Consider the following 18,573-nt stretch of genomic DNA (forward strand, 5'->3'; position numbering starts at 1 on the left):
GTTGACAGGGGCGGGGCTAGTGCTCACGGGAGGCCATGGCCGGACCTGCCGGCTGCGGTGCAGATCGAGGCTCGATGCCCAAGGCTTCCGTCCCTGACGCGCGTACCGGCCCGGCGGTGACGCCCGCGCTCGGCTTCCTTGACGGCGGCGGGGAGATGGGCGAGCGAATCCGCAGTTTCGACTGGTCGGACCATGTCTTCGGGCCTCCGCAGGACTGGCCATTGGCAATCAAGGTCGCGGTCAGCCTGTGTCTCCATTCCAGCTTCCCGATCGCGCTCTATTGGGGACCGGAGCTTCGCCTGCTCTACAACGACGCTTCGGCGAAGGTGACGGCGGATCGCCATCCCTGGGCGCTCGGCCGGCCTGCCGCCGAAGTCCGTTACGATAGCTGGCACCTGATCGGCCCGCAGCTCGAAGGCGTATTCGCGACAGGCGAAGGCTATTCGAGATCGAACCAGCGTATTCCGATGGTCCTGCACGGCGTGCTGACCGACACCTGGTGGACCTACAGCATCTCCCCGATCCGCGACGAGAATGGCGTCGTGCTGGGCGTGATGAGCCAGGGCCATGACATGACCGCCAAGGCGCTGGCGGAGGCGTCGCTACGCGCGAGCGAGGAGCGGCTGACCATGGCGCTCGAGGCCTCGGGCAATGTCGGCACGTGGGAATGGGATCTGGCCAGCGACATCCTCGTGGGCGACGAGCGGATGGCCCGGCTCTACGGCGTCGATCCCCGTCTCGCGCGGGAAGGGGCGCCCGCCTCCGCCTATATCGTGCATATCCACCCGGACGATTATCTGCCGTTCAGCCAGGTGATGCAGGCGGCGTTCGTCCAGGAAAGCGCGGTTTCGACCGAATATCGCCTGGCGCTTCCCGACGGCACCGAGCGCTGGCTGGCCGTGCAGGGGCGCAGCCGCAACGGCCCGGACGGACGGCCGCAGCGCTTCTCCGGCGTCACACTCGATATCACCGAGGCGAAACGGAGCGAGGCGGCGCTGCGCCATGCCAAGGACGAGCGCGAGTTCATCCTGGCGCTGGTCGAGCGGCAACGTGCGCAGCAGGACCCCGACGATGTGATGCAGCTCACCGCCGAGGCCGTGGGACGCCGGCTCAAGGTCCACCGCGCGGGCTTCTTCCAGGTGATCGACGACAGCATCATCCAGTATGGTGCGTGCTGGGCGGGTGGCTTGCCGCCGCTGACCGGATCGGTCCCGTCGGCCAGCTTCGGCACCGAGCTAGGCACGGTGATCCGCGCCGGTCGAACGCTCGTCTTCGGTGCGCCGACCGATGCGTTGCGCCCCGCGGACGAAGCGCTGGACGCGACCGGATCGCGCGCCGGGGTAAGCGTGCCGCTGATTCGCGAGGGGCGGTGGGAGGCGGGCTTCTATCTGAGCCATGCCGAGCCGCGTGCCTGGACACCGGGCGAGATCGCGCTGGTCGAGGAAGTGGCGCAGCTATGTTGGGACGCGGTGGCGCGGGTGCGGGCCACCGCACGGCTGCGCGCAGTGAACGAGAGCCTTGCCGGGGAAGTCGCCGATCGTACCGCCGAGCGTGACCGGATCTGGGATGTAAGCCAGGATCTGCTTGGCGTCGCCGATGCGGATGGCATCTGGCAGAGCGTCAACCCCGCCTGGACGCGCATGCTCGGCTGGCCGGCAGAAGAGATCATCGGCAAGCGCTCGGCCTGGATGCTCCACCCCGACGATGTCGAGCGGTCGCGGGCGCTGGTCGCCCGGATCGCCCAGGGCGAAGCCATTTCCGGTTTCGAGAACCGGTTCAGAACCCGGGACGGCGAGTATCGCACGCTCTCGTGGCGGGGGAATTTCGCGGAAGGCCGGATCTACGCCACCGCGCGCGACGTGACCGACGAGCGGCGCCGGCAGGAAGTGCTGCTCGCGGCGGAGGAGCGGACCCGGCTGGTGCTGGAGGCGATGGATGGCGTCGGGGTGTGGACCTATGACGTGGCAGCCGATCGCTTCAACAGCGATGCGAGCTTCGCTGCGCTCTATGGTTTCGACGCCTCGCAACAGTCGAACGGCGCGAAGATGGCGGAGGTGCTGGCGCGCATCCATCCCGACGATCTCGCCAAGGTGATGAAGTCGATCGCCGATGCCCGCGAGGCGACTGACGATGGCGAGATCGAATACCGCCTGCTCAGGCCCGACGGCTCGATCCGCTGGATCATGACGCGCAGCCATATCGTGCTCGACGCGCAGGGCATGCCTGAGACGGCGATCGGTGTGGGCGTCGATGTCACCCGCCAGCGCGAGCTGGAGGATCGGCTGCGTCAGGCACAGAAGATGGAAGCGGTCGGCCAGCTCACCGGCGGGCTGGCGCACGACTTCAACAATCTGCTGACCGCCATCTCGGGCGCGATGGAGATGATGCAGATGCGGCTGAAGCAGGGCCGGGTCGCCGATCTGTCGCGCTATATCGGCGTGGCGCAGACCGCGTCGGGGCGGGCTGCTGCGCTGACTCACCGGCTGCTCGCCTTTGCCCGGCGCCAGCCGCTCGACCCAAAGCCGATCGACATCAACCGGCTGGTCGCTGGGATGGAGGATCTGATCCGCGGCACGGTGGGGCCGGGCGTTCAGGTCGAGGTGGCCAGCGCGGTGGGGTCGCTGCCGACCCTGGTCGATCCCAATCAGCTCGAAAACGCGCTGCTCAACCTGTGCATCAACGCGCGCGACGCGATGCCCGACGGGGGCAGGCTGACGATCGAAACCGGCACCGTCCTGCTTGACGACAAGGCGGCGCAGGAGCGCGACCTGACGCCCGGACCCTATCTGTCGCTATGCGTCGAAGATACTGGCACCGGCATGACCGCGGAGGTGATCGCGCGGGCGTTCGATCCCTTCTTCACGACCAAGCCGATGGGGCAGGGCACCGGGCTTGGCCTCTCCATGATCTATGGCTTCGCGCGGCAATCGGGCGGGCAGGTGCGGATTCAGTCGGTGGTCGGGCAGGGCACGACCATGTGCCTCTATCTGCCGCGCTATGACGGCGCGGTCGACGATGACGGCCAGGCGGGCGGATCGCGCGAGGCGCCGCGCAGCAACCGGGGCGAGGCAGTTCTCGTCGTCGACGATGAGCCGGCCGTACGCATGCTGGTAACCGAGATCCTCGGCGAGCTGGGCTATGCCGCGATCGAGGCCGGCGACGGGCCGGAAGCGCTGGCCGTGCTGCAATCGGACGCGCGGATCGACCTGCTGGTGACCGATGTCGGCCTGCCCGGCGGGATGAACGGCCGGCAGGTGGCGGACGCGGCGCGAGCAGCGCGGCCGGGCATACCGGTGCTGTTCATCACCGGGTTTGCGGAGAATGCGGTGGTGGGTGATGGCCCGCTCGATGCGGGGATGGAGCTGGTGACCAAGCCGTTCTCGATGGAGGCGCTGGCGGCGCGGATCAGGGATATGATCGCGCGGGCTTGACGGTCAGGCCGCCCGGTCGTGCTTCTCGACCATATCCTTCCGCCGGAGGTAGGGCGCGACCAGGTTGCGGGCGCGGAACCATTCCTGCCGTTCCGGTGCCAGGGTTTCGAAATTGCCGATCACGCGGCGGCAGTCCGGGCTGCGGCACTGGCAGATCATGTGCCAGTTCGATTCCTTGAGTGTCGTCGAATAATCCCAGGCGATCTCCTCGCCCGGCGCGATGTCGCGCACCGCCACCAAGAACACGCCGTCCACCGCGAAGCGCAGGCCGGCATTGGGCGCGCAGCTATGGTTGATCAGATCATCGATCCGGCCGGACGGACCCATATAATGATCGGGTGTGACCTGGACGAAGCGGTCGCTCGATCCGCGCATCAGGCTGGGCACGCGATCAGCGCGGAAGCGGCGGCCGGTGAAGCGGATGATCGTGTCGCCCTCGGCAAAGCCAAGCGCGGCATAGACCGTCTTGCCGAGATGCGTCTCGCCGACCGCGAAGAGGTTCGCGGCGGGGCTGTACGCGTCGAGAATGTAGAAGCGGCCGTTGCGGAAGCCCAGCGAGCGCAGCGGGTTGATCGTGGCGAGGCCGACCATGAACCAGACGCTGGCGTGGCAGGCCAGCTCGACGAACAGATAGGCATATTCGCCGACATGCTGATCGCCGCTGCGGGTCGCGACGATCAGGGTGGCGAGATCGCCGACCGTCCACAGGCCCCAGGCGGGCGAGCGCTCGCGGGTACGATCCTGCCAGACGCTTTCCCAGGTCGGCCAGAAGCTGACCGGCACGGCGGCGACGACGAGCATATGCGCCCAGAAGGCGTTGCTGGAGACGATCCAGACGATGAGCGCGGCAAGGCAGGCGGCCATGCAGATCATCTCGCCGCGCGACGGTGCGGCCCAGTTGGAGCGGCGCCAGATGCCGATCGTGACGATGATGCAGGCGATCGAGGCGAGGGCGAACACCCAGCTTTGCAGCGCACCCGGATTGACGGCCGCATAAGTACCGGCCTCGACCGCGGTTGCCGCGCTCCAGATCAGCCAGGAGGCTCGATTGGGCTGCACCAACTGACGACGCAGGCCGGTCAGATAAACGGCATACCCCCCCAGGCTGCAGACGATCGCGACAATGAACCAGGGTTCGATGAGCATGTCCGGTTACCGTTATGGTTAAACGAACATTACGCGGGCGCGCGACTCCCGTCTATAAAAACCTAGGAGTCACCACGAGTCGCGGGGAATCGCGAGTCATCTGAATCGCTTAACTGGTGCTTTTCGAGGTGCCGATATGGCCGATGATATCGGCGTAGATATCAGTCAGTGCGATCAGGTCGTCGATCGCCACCGCTTCGTCGAGCTTGTGCATCGTCGCGTTGATCAGGCCGAATTCGACGACGGGGCAGAGTGCCGACAGGAAGCGCGCGTCGGAAGTCCCGCCGGTGGTCGACAGCTCCGGCCGGATGCCCTGCCGCGCCTCGATCGCGTCGCCGATCAGGGTCGAGAGCGCGCCCGGGGCGGTCAGGAAGGCATCGCCCGAGACGCGCGCGATCATCGTCGCCCCGGGGGCGTGGCGGTGGACGATCTTCTCGATCCGTGCGGTGAGATCGTCGCCCTTGTGCAGGTCGTTGTAGCGGATGCTGAGCCGGGCCGAGGCGTGCGCCGGGATCACATTGGTCGCGGGATTGCCGACGGTGATGTCGGTCGCTTCGATATTGGAGGGCTGGAACCAGTCATTGCCCTGGTCCAGCACGATCGCGTCGATCTCGGCCAGGATCGCGACCAGCTTCGGGATCGGATTGTCGGCAAGATGGGGGTAGGCGACATGGCCCTGCCGGCCGGGCACGTCGATCCAGATGTTGACCGAGCCGCGCCGGCCGATCTTGATCATGTCGCCGAGCCGCGCGACGGAGGTGGGCTCGCCTACCAGGCAGAAGTCTGGCTTCAGGCCGCGTTCGCCCATGCGATCGATCAGCGCGCGCGTGCCGAAGATCGCGGGGCCTTCCTCGTCACCAGTGATGATCAGGCTTTGCGTCCCCATCGCGGGCGCCCGCCCCAGTGCGGCGACGAAGGCAGCGATCGCTCCCTTCATGTCGACCGCGCCGCGCCCGTGGAGCAGGCCGCCGCGGATATCAGGCTCGAACGCACCACTGGTCCAGCCGGCGCCGGGCGGCACCACGTCGAGATGCCCGGCAAAGGCAAAATGCGGACTGCCGCTGCCGCGCACCGCGAGCAGGTTCTCGACCGGGCCATCCGGTGCCTCGCCGACAATGAAGCGGTCGACATGGAAGCCGAGCGGAACGAGCGCGGCTTCAAGCACGTCGAACACGCTGCCTTGTGCGGGGGTCACGCTCTCGCAGGCGATCAACGCCTTGGTCAGCGCGACGACATCGGGCAATCTGGTTTCAGCATCCATGGAGGTGGCATTGCCCAAGCTCGATCTCGATTCAATCCCGCAGACCAACGCGACCGGCTATCCGCCGCCACATTCCGAGAAAGTCCAAGGCCGCTGGTACCGCCGCCTCGCGCCGGCGTCCGGTTTGAAGGATTTCGGGGCAAGCCATGTCACCCTGAAGCCGGGCGCATGGTCGTCGCAGCGGCACTGGCATGAGGGGGAGGACGAGTTTCTGGTGATGATCGCGGGTGAGGCGGTGCTGGTCGACAATGACGGCGAGACGGTGTTGCGCGCAGGCGACTGCGCGGCGTTTCCGAAGAATGACGGCAACGGGCATGTGCTACAGAATCGCAGCGACAGCGCTTGCGTATTTGTCGCGGTCGGGCGGCCCTCTGATACCGATTGCCATTACCCGGACATCGACATGCATCTGTTCGCGGGGAAAGGCTTTCGTCGCAAGGACGGGCGTGACTTTGTGCGTGAGGCGGATTCGTCGTGATGTGGCGGCGTGAGGCTTTGCGCTTGACCGCCGCGGCCTCCCTGTTCCTGGCCGATAACAGGGAAGGAACAGGGAAGATTTTTGTTTTCGCCGGTTTCGGTACCGTTTTAGGCTCGTTTAAGAAGATTCTACGTTGTCTTTCAGATAGATAATGATGCTCTCCCTGTTATGCCTTAACAGGGAGGCCTGTTGGAAATAACAGGGAGCGGCGCGCCCATAACAGGGAGCGGCGCGCCGTAACAGGGAGCGGAGTTGAAAATAACCGGGACGGGAGAACGCTGAGATTTCGACCGTCATGAGAAAGAGCGTGCTGGTCCGCGCGATTCGGATCATGCACGCGTTGGCACCGCGGTTGAATCGATCGTCGGCGCCTTTTGATCCTGGGCCCGGCCTGCGCCGGGCCGACTTCGCTACGCCGAAGTCGGCTGCTCGAACTGCTCGATCACCCATTCCTCCTCCTGCGCGCCGGCGATCCAGTCCTGCATGAAGGGGTGCTGCAGCACCGCGTCCATATAGCCGGTGGCGAAGCGGGCGATCGGCAGGCCGTAAGTGACGATGCGGGTCACCACTGGCGCGTACATCATGTCGACTGCGCCGAACTCGCCGAACAGGAACTTGCCGGTGCCGCCGAAGCGAGCGCGGGCCTGGGCCCAGAGTTCCATGATGCGGCCGATATCGGCGAGCACATCGTCGTCGGGGCGCTTGGGCGGGAAGACCTGGCGGACGTTCATGCTGTGCTTGCGGCGGAGCGCAGTGAAGCTGGAGTGCATCTCCGCGGCCATCGAGCGGGCCATGGCGCGGGCGGTGTCGTCCTCGGGCCAGAATTTCGACCGTTCGGTCTTTTCGGCGAGATATTCGATGATCGCCAGGCTGTCCCACACCACGGCGTCGCCGTCCCACAGGATCGGCACCTTGCCCGAGGAGGGGGCGAACTCGTCGCCCTCGCGGCGCTTGTCCCAGTCGGCGTCGTAGAGCGGCACGACCACTTCCTCGAACGGCAGTCCCGACTGCTTGCAGGCGAGCCAGCCGCGCAGCGACCAGGAGGAATAGGCCTTGTTGCCGATGATGAGCTTGAGCATGCGGGGTGGATAGACGGGCCGGGCGCGGGCGGCAACTCCCGCGCCCGACGCGGTGTTACAGGCCCTTGCTGGGGTTGATCAGGAACTTCTCGCCGGTCGCTTTCCGCGCATAGGCGGCGATCGTGTCGGGCTGCAGCGCCTCGGCGAGCGAGATTTCCGAGGTGTAATGGCTCGCAAACGTAGTGGTCAGCTCGGCGGCGACGCGCACGCGCATGCGCTGGCCGGTTTCCTGCCCGGCCTTCATCAGGAAATAGGTGAGCAGGAAACCGCCCACGCCCCAGGCCATGCCGGTGTTGCGGCCGATCTCGGTCGGGCGCGTATCGAGCACGCCGTAAATATAGACCTGCTTGTGCGTGGTCGAACCGTAGCGGCTGTACGACGTCATTTTCCGCGTCGCGGCGACTTCCATCGCGGCGATCAGCTGCCCGGCCAGCGGGCCGCCGCCGACGGCGTCGAAGGCAAGCGTCGCGCCGGTTTCCATCAGTGCATCGATCAGCTTGTTGCGGAAATCGGGCGCGGTGCTGTCGACGACATATTTGGCGCCGATATCGGTCAGGATTGTCGCCTGGGCTTCGCTGCGCACCACGTTCACCAGCGGCACGCCGTCAGCGATGCAGATGCGGTTGAGCATCTGGCCGAGATTGGAGGCAGCGGCGGTGTGGACCAGCGCGGTGTGGCCCTCGGCGCGCATCGTCTCGACCATGGCAAGCGCGGTCAGCGGGTTGACGAAGCAGGAAGCGCCCTGGGCCGATGTGGTGCCCTCGGGCAGGACCAGTGCCTCGGCGGCACGCATGACGCGATATTGCGAATACATCGATCCGCCGAGGATCGCGACGGTGCGGCCGATCAGGTGCTTCGCGTCGTCGCCCGCATCGACCACCACGCCGGCGCCTTCATTGCCGACCGCCATGGCCTCGCCGATCCGCGCCTGAAGCGAGGGCAGGAAAGCGGGGTTGACCGACGCGGTGACGACCGGGCGGTCGGCGGGGCCGCTGGCGGCGATCGTCGTCAGGTCGGCCGGACCGAGAAGCAGACCGAGATCGGACGGGTTGAGCGGCGAGGCCTCCATGCGTACGACTATCTGGTCGGCACCGGGCGCGGGAATCGCGACATCGTCCAGCGTGAGGCGCAGCTCGCCTTCGGGGGTGATCAGCGAGCTGATCTGCAGGCCGGTGGTGATGGTCATCGCGTCTCTCCCATTTTTATGGGTAGCGATATGCAACGGAAGTTGAATCGACGCGAGGGGGAATTGTCGCCGTCTTAGCCGATTGCTTCGATCACCGCCGCGCGCAGTTCCGGGATGCCGAGGCCAGTCTCGCTCGAGGTCTCCAGGATATCCGGATGCGCGGCGGGGCGCTTGCGGACTTCATCGGCAGTCTGCGCGGCGACCTCGGCGAGTTCGGTCGGCTTGATCTTGTCGGCCTTGGTCAGGACGATGCGATAGCTGACCGCGGCCTTGTCGAGCATTTCGAGGATCTCGCGATCGACTTCCTTGATGCCGTGGCGTGCATCGATCAGCACCAAAGCGCGCTTCAGTTCCTGCCGGCCGCGCAGGAAGTCATTCACCAGGAAACGCCATTTCTTGACGATGTCCTTGGGCGCTTTGGCAAAGCCGTAACCGGGCATGTCGACGAGCCGGAAAGCGAGGGGATCGCCCACGTCGAAGAAGTTCAGCTCCTGCGTGCGGCCCGGTGTGTTCGAGGTGCGGGCGAGTGCATTGCGACCCGTCAGCGCGTTGAGCAGCGAGGACTTGCCCACGTTGGAGCGGCCGGCGAACGCGACCTCGGGTACGGTCGCGTCCGGCAGGAATTCCAGCTTGGGCGCGGATTTGAGGAAGGCGACCGGGCCGGCGAAGGTCTTCCGCGCGGCCTCGATCAGTTCGGGGGTGAAGGGATCAGCCATGGGTCATTTCGCGATCGCCTCTTTCATCCCCGGATGCCGCGCATAGAGCAGGCGCTGCTGGAGGATGGTGAGGGTGTTGGACGTGATCCAGTAGATCTGCAGGCCGACCGCGAACGGCGCCATGACGAACATCAGCACCCAGGGCATCAGCGCGAAGACCTGCTTCTGCGCCTCGTCCATCGGGGCCGGGTTCAGCTTGAACTGGAAATACATCGAGATGCCGAGCAGCACCGGGATCACGCCGATCGCCAGGAAATGCGGCAAGGTGAAGGGCAGATAGCCGAACAGGTTGAGGATGGTCGCCGGATCGGGCGCCGACAGATCCTTGATCCACAGCACGAAGGGCTGATGGCGCATTTCGATCGTCAGCAGCAGCACCTTGTACAGCGCGTAGAAGATCGGGATCTGCAGGAAGGTCGGCAGGCAGCCCGCGAGCGGGTTGACCTTCTCCGCCTTGTACAGCGCCATGATTTCCTGCTGCTGGCGCGGCTTGTCGTCCTTGTACTTCTCCTGCAGCGCCTTCATTTTGGGCTGGATCGCGCGCATATTGGCCATGGAGGCGAACTGGCGCTGGGCGATCGGGAACATCAGGCCGCGGATCGTGATGGTCAGCAGGATGATCGCGACGCCGAAATTGCCGACCAGCCAGAACAGCCAGTCGAGATAATAGAAGATCGGCTTCTCGACGATGCGGAACCAGCCCCAGTCGATGCCGTAGTCGAGCATCGTGAAGCCCTGCTTGTCGGTATAGCGATCGAGCAGGCGCACTTCCTTCGCGCCGGCAAAGAAGTTCGAGGTCTGGGTCACCTGCTGCCCGGGTTGAAGCAGCTTCGGGTTGATCGCGTAATCGGCCTGGTACGCCTTGTTGGCACCGGCGCGGAATTGGCCGTCGAACGCCTGCGCCTTGTCGGGGACGAGTGCGGTCAGCCAATATTTGTCGGTGAAGCCGAGCCAGCCCGAGGTGGTGGTGAACTTTTCCGGTGCCTTGTCGACGTCGCTGAAGTTGATGCCGTAATCGGCCTTGCCGTTATAGACCGCCATCGGGCCGATCTGCACCGTCCAGGTATCGGGATCCTTGAACACGCCCGTCCGGTTGACCAGGCCGTAGGTCGCGACCGGCACCGCGCCCGCGCCGTTGTTGGCGACGGTCTGGCGGATGGTGAACATGTAATCGTCGTCGACCGAGATCTCGATGCGGAAATGCTGGCCCTGAGCGTTGGCGGCGTCGAGCGTCACCGGCTTGCCGGGCGCCAGGATCGGGCTGCTCGCGGTCCAGACGGTGTCGGCGCTCGGCGGCTTCAGGCCATCGTCGCGCCAGCCGAAGCCGGCGAAATAGGCCTCGGGCGACCCGGCTGGGGAGAGCAGGCGGATCGGTGCCGAATCCTTGGCGATCGTTTCCTTGTAGTTGACCAGCACCAGATCATCGATGCGCGGGCCCTTCAGGTTGATCGAGCCGTGCAGCTTCGACGTCTGAATCTGCACGCGCTGCGGGGTCTCGGCCAGCACCGTCTTGAGGTCGCGCACCGCGGCGGCGCCCTCTGCAGCCGGGCTGGTGCCGGGGGCAGGGACGACCTTGCTCTTGCCGTCCACCATCTTGGTGACCGGCGGGTTGGCCGCCGGGAAGAACTTCGCCGTCACGATCGGCCAGCCGAACAGGACAAGCGCGGCGAACACCGCGAACAGGATGAAATTCTTGTTGTCGTTATTCACGTGAGTGATGTCCCGCTCATGATAGGCGTCTGGTCTTGCATTGCTTCAGGGAACCGGATCGTGACCGAACCCGCCCCAGGGATGGCACCGTCCGATCCGTTTTGCCGCCAGCCACCCGCCCTTCAGCGCGCCATAGCGGCGAAGGGCCTCGATTGCATAGCTTGAACAGGTCGGCTGATAGCGACAGCTGGGCGGCAGGATGGCGGATGGGCCGATCTGCCAGAAACGGACCAGGGCGATGAGGAGGCGGGTCAGCATGGTGCGGAACCCGCCAAGCCGTCGCTCCGGAAGTGTTCCGGCATGACAGGCGTGGGGATTGTCACCGCGCCACCTTCGTCAGCGCCTTGGCGAGATCGGCACGGAGCTGCGCGAAGTCGCGTTCGATGCCGCCGTTGCGCCCGATCAGCACATGGTCCGCGCCGCGAATGCCCGATTCGGGCAGCAGATCGCGGGCGAGCGCGCGCAGGCGGCGCTTCATGCGGTTGCGCACGACCGCATTGCCGATCTTCTTGGTGACGGTGTACCCGATTCGCATCGACGGATCGCCGTCGTCGCGATCGCGCACCAGCAGGACGAAGCCCGGCATCGGCGCGCGTTTTCCCGCATTCGCCGCGAGAAAATCGCGGCGGATGCGAAGAGTCGTCAGGCCGACAGCTTCTTGCGGCCGCGATTGCGGCGAGCGCGAATCACGTTGCGGCCGCCCGGAGTCGCCATCCGCGACCGGAAACCGTGCCGGCGCGCGCGCACCAGATTGCTCGGCTGAAAGGTCCGCTTCATCGTTCATTCCCTGGTCGTCTGAATAGAAAAGGGCCGCCACGCGGACGGCCTCGTAGCGGGTGCCCTTAGGCAAAGAGTGCAGCTTAGTCAACGTTCGAGGGGCGCCCGGTCGCGTTCGCGGCGACGGCGCGCGCTCGCGCGGCGCAGGCCGATATCGGCATAGTGGCCGAGCTTCGGCCAGCGGCGCTTGGTGTGCACGAAGCGTCGTTTCGCCCAGTGCGAGTTTTGCAGCATCAGCGCCAGCCCGCCCGCGAACACGAACACGCCGCCGGGACCGGGGATGATGCCGACCAGCGGCGTCGCGATCACCAGCAGGACGCCGAGCCAGAAGAGGCAGAAGCGGATCGTCGGATGGCGAGTCGTACGCATGGGAGAGGATGTGGGTGCGGTGTGTTGGTTTGACAAGACACTGTTCCTGTTCTCGTCGGGAGGGGACGGTTCCTTCCCGGACAAAATTGCGTATGACCAACGTTCTTCGGGGGCAGTCGGGGGCATTATGGTCGCGAGCGTATCGACGGTGGCGTATCTCGGGCTCGAGGCGCGTGCCGTCGAAGTGCAGGTCCAGCTCATCCCCGGGCTGCCGGCGTTCAACGTGGTGGGGCTGGCCGACAAGGCAGTGGCGGAGAGCCGCGAGCGGGTGCGCGGGGCGATCGCGGCGATGGGCCTGTCGCTGCCGCCCAAGCGCATCGTGGTGAACCTTTCGCCCGCGGACCTGCCCAAGGAAGGATCGCATTTCGACCTGCCGATCGCGCTCGCTTTGCTGGGGGCGATGGGCGTGGTCGATGCCGAGACGCTGGCTGACTATGTCGTGGTGGGCGAGCTCGGTCTGGATGCGCGGGTAGCTTCCTCGCCCGGCGTGTTGCTGGCGGCGCTGCATGCGTCGGAGATCGGCAAGGGGCTGGTCTGCCCCGCAGCGCAGGGATCGGAAGCGGCCTGGGCAGCGGGCGTGCAGGTGCTCGCCGCGCCCGACATCCTCGCGCTGCTCAATCATTTCAAGGGACATGGCCTGCTCTCCGCGCCGCAGCCGGGCGAGGTGGAAGAGGCGGGTTTCGGCCCCGATCTGGCGCAGGTGAAGGGGCAGGAGACCGCCAAGCGAGCGCTCGAGATCGCGGCGGCGGGTGGGCATAATATGGTGATGGTCGGCCCGCCGGGCGCCGGCAAATCGCTGATGGCGGCGTGCCTGCCGGGTATCCTGCCGCCGCTCGATGCGGCCGAGGCGCTCGAGGTGTCGATGGTGGCGAGCGTCGCCGGCACGCTGAGCGGCGGACGGCTGACCCGGACACGGCCCTTCCGCGCGCCGCATCATTCGGCGTCGATGGCGGCCCTGGTCGGGGGCGGGCTGAAAGTGAAGCCGGGCGAAGTGAGCCTGGCGCATCTCGGCGTGCTGTTCCTCGACGAACTGCCGGAATTCCAGCGCGCGGTGCTCGATTCGCTGCGCCAGCCGCTGGAGACCGGCACCGTCAGCGTCGCGCGGGCCAATGCGCATGTGACCTTTCCGGCGTGCGTCCAGCTGATCGCGGCGATGAACCCGTGCCGGTGCGGGCATCTCGGCGATGCGTCGCTCGCCTGTTCGCGCGCGCCGCGCTGTGCCGCGGACTATCAGACCAAGGTCTCGGGGCCGCTGCTCGATCGGATCGATCTGCATGTCGAGGTGCAGGCCGTGAGTGCCGCCGATCTCGTGCTGCCGCCGCCGGCGGAAGGATCGAAGGAAGTCGCCGCGCGCGTCGCCTCTGCGCGGGCGATCCAGGGCGCGCGCTATGCCGATCATCCGATCCGCACCAATGCCGAAGTGGACGGGGTGCTGCTGGAAGCGGTGGCGACGCCGGACGAGGCGGGCCGCAAGCTGCTTGCCCAGGCATCGGAGGCGATGCGGCTGTCCGCGCGCGGCTATACCCGCATCCTGCGCGTGGCGCGGACCATCGCCGATCTGGCGGGGAGTGAGGGAGTGGGGCGGATTCATGTGGCGGAGGCGCTGAGTTACAGGCGGCAGGCGCCGCGTAATTGAGGGGCGCGCCGGGACGGTGTTGGAATGCGCGCAAGTAAAGCGGTCGTCGCGATACTTTGATCTCGACAGTAAAAGGTCGAGCTTGAGAGCCAACGTCGACCCACAATTTTTCGCAACCTTACTTGAACGGTGATGACGAGCATCGCTATTCACGCGCGATATGCGGCGTTCGCGGCGTGGATCGTCGTCGGTAAGGTGAAGGAATAGGCTCGGAAAATCGGCGGATAGTTGCGCAATTATGAGAATCGGTCGATTGGCATTGGGACTTTTCATCGTGCGCATATCGGGCCTCGGTCTTATACTGCCGCCCCCGGGATGCACCGCGTCATCGCGGCAGGGGCAACAGCACAGGATAGCCGAAGTACCATTGTCGGTTGAATCGAGCGGCGAGGGGTCTTTGCCATGCATGCGACAGCCCCCTTACTGTGAGGCGCGCGTATGATGAGCGCAAAGGAGTGCCGATCAAAAGTTCGGCGATAGTTGAAATCGGAACCTGGAAATGTTGCGGGTTTCCAGAATCTTGACTAACCTTCCGGATGGCGCGGCGATTATTGCCGCCGCCTGGAGGGGGTCTCATGAAGAAAATTCTTGCTGGCGCGGCTGTGGCCGCGCTCATCCATATGCCTGTCTATGCGCAGACGGCGCCGGTGCAGACTGCCGCGGCCCCGGCGCCGACATCAGCTGCCGCTGCAGACGGGCTGCTCACGCTGAACGACGGGGTTCCGTTCAAGCTGGTGGTTTCCGAGGAAGTGAACAGCAGCACGCACCGCCAGGGCGACACCTTTCCGTTGACGGTGCTGGAAGACGTCAAGGTCGGCAACACGGTGGTCATCCCGCGCGGCACGCACGCAACGGGCGAAATCACCTGGCGGACCGGCAAGGGCGCGTTCGGCAAGTCCGGCAAGATCGAGTTCCTGCTGAGTCACCTCGATCTGGACGGGCAGCGTGTGCCGATTTCGGGTACGTATCGGCAGGAAGGTGAAGGCAATACGGTTGCGACCGGCGTCGGCATCATCGCCATCGGCGTGTTCGCCGGATTCATCACCGGCAAGCGCGCCCGTCTTCCGATGGGCCGCGAACTGATGACGCATGTGTATTCGAGCGTGCCGTTCACGGCCGATGGTCACCTGGCGTCGTCCTATGATGGCGCTGCCGCCATGGCTGCATCGGAGGGGAGCACGCCGCTCGGCCAGTGCAAGGCGGAGGCTGCGGCGTTGCCGAGCAAGAAGCAGGAAAAGGCACGGGAGAAATGCTACAGCGAGCGCATGGAATGATGTGCGGGGCGGCGGGGCTCATGGGTTCCGCCGCCCGTTCTCGTTCGAGGTGGCGCGTCTGGAAATAACCTAGGCGCAGCGACCCGTTCGTCCCTTTACCCGGCTAGCAGCATACCCGTCTCGCGAAGAAGGCAAGTGAGATCGCGCCCGGCTGCCCGCCCCCGATACCGCCCTGGTCGAAGCTCAGATCGGTCGGCATCGGCGGATAGATTTTCGCCGAGCAGCAATCAAGCGTGATCGAGCCCGTCGCTGCGCCATGCTCGTCCTTGAAGCCAAGGACGCGTTCAGCGCCTTCGTCGATCTCGGCGCCCTGTATCTCGAACGTGAACGTCTCCGTGGTGCCCTTGCGCACATTGACCCGGCCGACCACTGCGCCGATCGGCATCCACAGCCCTGGCCCGCCACCCGCAAGGATGCTTGGCACGCGCACACCCATCGTCGTCGACAGGCTGGGGATGAGGACCCCGATATTGTCGATCGACACGAACAGTCGCACCTCGAGTTCGTTGATCGTCGGCAGCGGCAGGGTAGTGTCTCCGGCATCTGCCGGTTCCAACAGGCCCTGCGGCTGGATGCCCCTGATCTTTTCGAGCACGATCTCGAAACAGCAACAATCGTCGCTGATGCAAGATGAGCAGCCGCATTCGCCATGAGCCGCATCCGGCGACACTGTCCCGTTGGGGTTCTGACGAACGGCAGGAGTGCCGGCGGGCGCCGTCATCATTGCGCGCGTCGCCGATTTGACGTCCGCAATGGCGTCCTGGAAGACGGCGTTCCGCGACGCCTGCGCCTGCATGGACTGCACGGCTACCATTAACGAGCGTGTCAGTTCCCTGAGCTCGACGATCTGCTGATCCTGCGAAGCGCCCGGAGCCGGCATGATCAATTCAGGGGGGACGCGGTGAGCTGCATCCGGAAGTTCCATGGACTCGGTGTCGGGTGGCGGAGTCTGCGCGGCCATGTCTTTACCCTCCCATGCATCGTTCAATGAGGTGAACGGTAAATATTGCATCGGGTAAGCTAAGGTCGATATCTCTTGGAGTCCATTGCCCGGTTGGCTCAGGTCGGTAGCGATATATAGGGGAGATCAAGAAATTTCATATAGAAGAATGATATTGTTAATGCTTGAGAGCAGAAGGTAATATTTCAAAGGGGTAAGGTATTTTTTGAGACGAAGGATTCGCAAGTATCCATTTTGGACGAAGTTCATTTCGAGAGTTTGTGAGGCGGGCGATTTTCTGAACTCGGGTGACAACGCACGGACAACCTCCCTCAGATCAATGGGCGGCTAGTTCGTTGGCCAAGCGGGTATCGCCCCCGCCGGGAAGCGCGCGTAGCCGCTGCAGCAAGGCTTCGCCAACCCCGGATCAAGTCCGGGGCCGAACGGGGAGGGGGCTGTGCCTGCCGACCGGGTTTTGCCCTAGCGGAAACGCGATCCCGGCGTGGGCTTCAGGTGCAATATCTGCGCCGGCCGTTCCTCGAAATCGTCGAGCAACGGTGTGACCGAGGCTCTCCATGCGGTCGATTGGCCCAGCTGCGCAACGGCATGAGCATGGGAGGTCTCGTCCCCGGCGCGGGTGAACCACACGAACAGTTTCTCGCCCTCGCGGATGGGCAAACGGGGGAAATTATTCGCGGCTCGCTCGGGCACGAAGGCAGCGATGACCGGAAGGCCCGCGGCCTCCAGCAGCGGCCGCATCGTCGCCTGGAAGAAGGCGGCAAAGCCTTCGGTCGGCTCCTTCCAGAGATAGTGGATCGTCGCGACCATGATGCCCGGCGTGCCGGCGCCCTCGCGGCGCTCGGCCGGGCCGAAGCCGGTTCCCGCCGCAGCGGGTCGCAGCAACAGGACATTGTCGTTGTCGTCGAGCATCGGGTTGGCCTCGGCGCGATGCGCCTGCCACGCCGGCCCGAAATAAAAGGCGTTCAGCGCCTCGGCGCGGGCAGCCATGCCGGGAAATTCGCGCACCCAGGTGAAACGATCGGGATCGTCCAGATCGCGATACTGGCCGATCAGCCGGATGCCGAGCTTTTCCTGGCTGTCGACGAACTCGCGCTCGAACAGGGCGATCATGGCGTCGCGCTTGCCATGGACGATCTTGTATTGCCGAAGCTCGATCACTCGTTCGGCAGGCTCTGCGCCGAACGCGTGGGTGCCGGCGGCGGCTGCGCCAAGTGCTGCGCCCATCAGTGCGCGCCTCGAAAGCTGCATCGCATCATCCTCATGCCCGGGTGAAATCCATGATCCAGTTGACCTCCCAGCTCGCACCGGCATCGGGCGAAAAGGCCTGGGTCCATTGCGCGGTGCGATCGCTCAGCGGCTCATAGGTGGTGCGGACGTGGATCGGGCGGCCATCGAGGTTGTCGTCAACGAAGAAGCTGCCCTTTGCGCCGTCGAAGCGGCCGACCACCGGCGCGTCGAGCGCGGGGAAGCGTGAATCGAGCCACCAGATCGACCAGAGGCCGGTGGCGGGATTGAAGATCCGCAGCGAGTGCGCCTGATAGGCGCCGCCCGGATCTGCGAGGCGGTTGTCGTCGAAATTGCCGAGGCCGGCGAGGATCGGGGACACGGTGAGGTCGCCGGGGAAGCTGAACCAGTCATTGTCGCCCGCCAGGCGCTTGCGACGCTTCCGGTGCGTGACCTTCCAAGCGCCGTGGAGGAAGTCGAAGGCGCGCGCGCCGGCGCTCGACGCATCTTCCGGGCCCATGGCAGGCACCGGTTGCGGCTGGCCCGCCAGCCAAAGCGCCGTGCCGGCCAGCATGATCTCCCTTCGATTCATCGTCATCCCGATCGCTTCCTGATTCGACTAACGCAACAAACAGGTTGACCCGTCTGTTGTCAAGATGGTTGTGGAGACCATGAGGCGACGTGTATGATCGGGCGCATGACGGGACAGAAAAGGCCGCCGCGGCGACGCATCAACGATCCGGCGGCAATGCGGGCGCGAATCCTCGATGCGGCCGCTGACCTGTTCCTGCGCAAGGGGTATCACGACACGTCGGTGCAGGAGGTGATGCGGGCGGCCGGGGTGACGGCGGGCGCGCTGCACCATCATTTCGTGTCGAAGAAGCAACTCGGCCTGAGCGTGGTGACGGACCGGATCGCGGAGTCGGTGCGCGAGGCGTGGATTCGTCCGGTCGAGGAGGCGCGGGATGCCGTTTCCGGGGTGCGTGCCGCCTTCCACCTCGTCGCGGATGGCCTGCGGGAACAGGGGTTCGTGCGGGGGTGTCCGGCGAACAATCTTGCGGCGGAGCTCGCCTTTGCCGATGCGGATTTCCGCGCGGCGCTTCAGCCGATCTTCGAGGAATGGCGCGGGGCGATCGCCCGCCGGCTTGTCGGCGAGGGTCGCGAGGCGGACGAGGCGCGCGATCTGGCGACGCTGGTCGTCGCGGCCTATTCCGGCGCCATGTCGGTGGCGAAGGTGGAGCAGACGCCGGAGCCGCTGCTGATCGCGCTCAGGGCAGTGGAGGGGCGGCTTTCGCTAGCAGGCTGAGTTGCTCCGCCAGTGCCCG

18 protein-coding genes are annotated in these 18,573 nt (G+C 65.5%); 5 read left to right on the top strand and 13 right to left on the bottom strand.

The genetic code is table 11. From position 1 onward, the window contains the following. Nucleotides 1-74 precede the first annotated feature (74 nt). The gene (locus WC729_RS24390; protein ID WP_372857054.1) at nucleotides 75-3,431 is read left to right on the top strand and encodes a PAS domain-containing protein; all 3,357 of its coding nucleotides are present in this window, start codon (nucleotides 75-77) and stop codon (nucleotides 3,429-3,431) included. Between the two features lie 3 nt (nucleotides 3,432-3,434). Here the strand turns inward: WC729_RS24390 and WC729_RS24395 are convergent, their stop codons facing one another. Continuing rightward, the gene (locus WC729_RS24395) at nucleotides 3,435-4,577 is read right to left on the bottom strand and encodes an SET domain-containing protein (protein ID WP_372857055.1); all 1,143 of its coding nucleotides are present in this window, start codon (nucleotides 4,575-4,577) and stop codon (nucleotides 3,435-3,437) included. A 109-nt stretch (nucleotides 4,578-4,686) separates the two neighbouring features. Further along, on the bottom strand, nucleotides 4,687-5,838 hold the full coding sequence (gene dapE, locus WC729_RS24400; protein WP_372857056.1) for a succinyl-diaminopimelate desuccinylase: 1,152 nt from the start codon (nucleotides 5,836-5,838) through the stop codon (nucleotides 4,687-4,689). Between the two features lie 10 nt (nucleotides 5,839-5,848). Between dapE and WC729_RS24405 the strand changes: the two genes are divergently transcribed. Continuing rightward, nucleotides 5,849-6,316, top strand: a complete 468-nt coding sequence (locus WC729_RS24405) for a cupin domain-containing protein (protein ID WP_372857057.1) — start codon at nucleotides 5,849-5,851, stop codon at nucleotides 6,314-6,316. A 410-nt stretch (nucleotides 6,317-6,726) separates the two neighbouring features. Here WC729_RS24405 and WC729_RS24410 read toward each other — a convergent pair whose 3' ends face one another. The 8 genes from WC729_RS24410 to WC729_RS24445 all read right to left on the bottom strand — a co-directional run bounded on the left by WC729_RS24410 (nucleotide 6,727) and on the right by WC729_RS24445 (nucleotide 12,153). Next, entirely contained in the window at nucleotides 6,727-7,395 is a 669-nt protein-coding gene (locus tag WC729_RS24410; protein WP_372857058.1) for a glutathione S-transferase family protein, read from the bottom strand. A gap of 55 nt (nucleotides 7,396-7,450) precedes the next feature. Continuing rightward, nucleotides 7,451-8,581 carry a zinc-binding dehydrogenase gene (locus WC729_RS24415; RefSeq protein WP_372857059.1) on the bottom strand — a complete coding sequence of 377 codons (1,131 nt, stop codon included), beginning with the start codon at nucleotides 8,579-8,581 and terminating at the stop codon, nucleotides 7,451-7,453. Nucleotides 8,582-8,655: 74 nt separating this feature from the next. Then, nucleotides 8,656-9,297, bottom strand: coding sequence for a ribosome biogenesis GTP-binding protein YihA/YsxC (yihA, locus tag WC729_RS24420; RefSeq protein WP_372857060.1), 642 nt, complete (start codon nucleotides 9,295-9,297; stop codon nucleotides 8,656-8,658). A gap of 3 nt (nucleotides 9,298-9,300) precedes the next feature. After that, nucleotides 9,301-11,007 carry a membrane protein insertase YidC gene (gene yidC / locus WC729_RS24425; RefSeq protein ID WP_372857061.1) on the bottom strand — a complete coding sequence of 569 codons (1,707 nt, stop codon included), beginning with the start codon at nucleotides 11,005-11,007 and terminating at the stop codon, nucleotides 9,301-9,303. 45 nt (nucleotides 11,008-11,052) lie between these two features. Then, nucleotides 11,053-11,265 carry a membrane protein insertion efficiency factor YidD gene (yidD, locus tag WC729_RS24430; RefSeq protein WP_372857062.1) on the bottom strand — a complete coding sequence of 71 codons (213 nt, stop codon included), beginning with the start codon at nucleotides 11,263-11,265 and terminating at the stop codon, nucleotides 11,053-11,055. A gap of 61 nt (nucleotides 11,266-11,326) precedes the next feature. Beyond that, entirely contained in the window at nucleotides 11,327-11,653 is a 327-nt protein-coding gene (rnpA, locus tag WC729_RS24435) for a ribonuclease P protein component (RefSeq protein WP_372857186.1), read from the bottom strand. Further along, nucleotides 11,650-11,784, bottom strand: coding sequence for a 50S ribosomal protein L34 (rpmH, locus tag WC729_RS24440; protein ID WP_010162954.1), 135 nt, complete (start codon nucleotides 11,782-11,784; stop codon nucleotides 11,650-11,652). The genes rnpA and rpmH overlap by 4 nt, the downstream gene beginning before the upstream one ends. Before the next feature lie 87 nt (nucleotides 11,785-11,871). Then, the gene (locus tag WC729_RS24445; protein WP_372857063.1) at nucleotides 11,872-12,153 is read right to left on the bottom strand and encodes a hypothetical protein; all 282 of its coding nucleotides are present in this window, start codon (nucleotides 12,151-12,153) and stop codon (nucleotides 11,872-11,874) included. A 127-nt stretch (nucleotides 12,154-12,280) separates the two neighbouring features. Between WC729_RS24445 and WC729_RS24450 the strand changes: the two genes are divergently transcribed. Together WC729_RS24450 and WC729_RS24455 are read left to right on the top strand one after the other, a co-directional pair. Next, on the top strand, nucleotides 12,281-13,789 hold the full coding sequence (locus tag WC729_RS24450; protein ID WP_372857064.1) for a YifB family Mg chelatase-like AAA ATPase: 1,509 nt from the start codon (nucleotides 12,281-12,283) through the stop codon (nucleotides 13,787-13,789). 602 nt (nucleotides 13,790-14,391) lie between these two features. Next, nucleotides 14,392-15,063, top strand: a complete 672-nt coding sequence (locus WC729_RS24455; protein ID WP_372857065.1) for a hypothetical protein — start codon at nucleotides 14,392-14,394, stop codon at nucleotides 15,061-15,063. Between the two features lie 103 nt (nucleotides 15,064-15,166). On the opposite strand, the gene WC729_RS24460 is transcribed toward WC729_RS24455, so the two are convergent. The 3 genes from WC729_RS24460 to WC729_RS24470 all read right to left on the bottom strand — a co-directional run bounded on the left by WC729_RS24460 (nucleotide 15,167) and on the right by WC729_RS24470 (nucleotide 17,846). After that, on the bottom strand, nucleotides 15,167-16,024 hold the full coding sequence (locus tag WC729_RS24460; protein ID WP_372857066.1) for a hypothetical protein: 858 nt from the start codon (nucleotides 16,022-16,024) through the stop codon (nucleotides 15,167-15,169). A 459-nt stretch (nucleotides 16,025-16,483) separates the two neighbouring features. After that, complete coding sequence (locus WC729_RS24465) at nucleotides 16,484-17,272, bottom strand: NIPSNAP family protein (RefSeq protein ID WP_372857067.1); 789 nt, start codon at nucleotides 17,270-17,272, stop codon at nucleotides 16,484-16,486. A 10-nt stretch (nucleotides 17,273-17,282) separates the two neighbouring features. Beyond that, on the bottom strand, nucleotides 17,283-17,846 hold the full coding sequence (locus tag WC729_RS24470) for a DUF1579 domain-containing protein (protein WP_372857068.1): 564 nt from the start codon (nucleotides 17,844-17,846) through the stop codon (nucleotides 17,283-17,285). 150 nt (nucleotides 17,847-17,996) lie between these two features. Here WC729_RS24470 and WC729_RS24475 point away from each other — a divergent pair, with 150 nt between their 5' ends. Beyond that, complete coding sequence (locus tag WC729_RS24475) at nucleotides 17,997-18,554, top strand: TetR family transcriptional regulator (protein WP_372857069.1); 558 nt, start codon at nucleotides 17,997-17,999, stop codon at nucleotides 18,552-18,554. Nucleotides 18,555-18,573: the final 19 nt, after the last annotated feature.

It is taken from the genome of Sphingomonas sp., assembly GCF_041661825.1.
In the GTDB taxonomy this organism is placed as follows: Bacteria; Pseudomonadota; Alphaproteobacteria; order Sphingomonadales; family Sphingomonadaceae; genus Sphingomonas.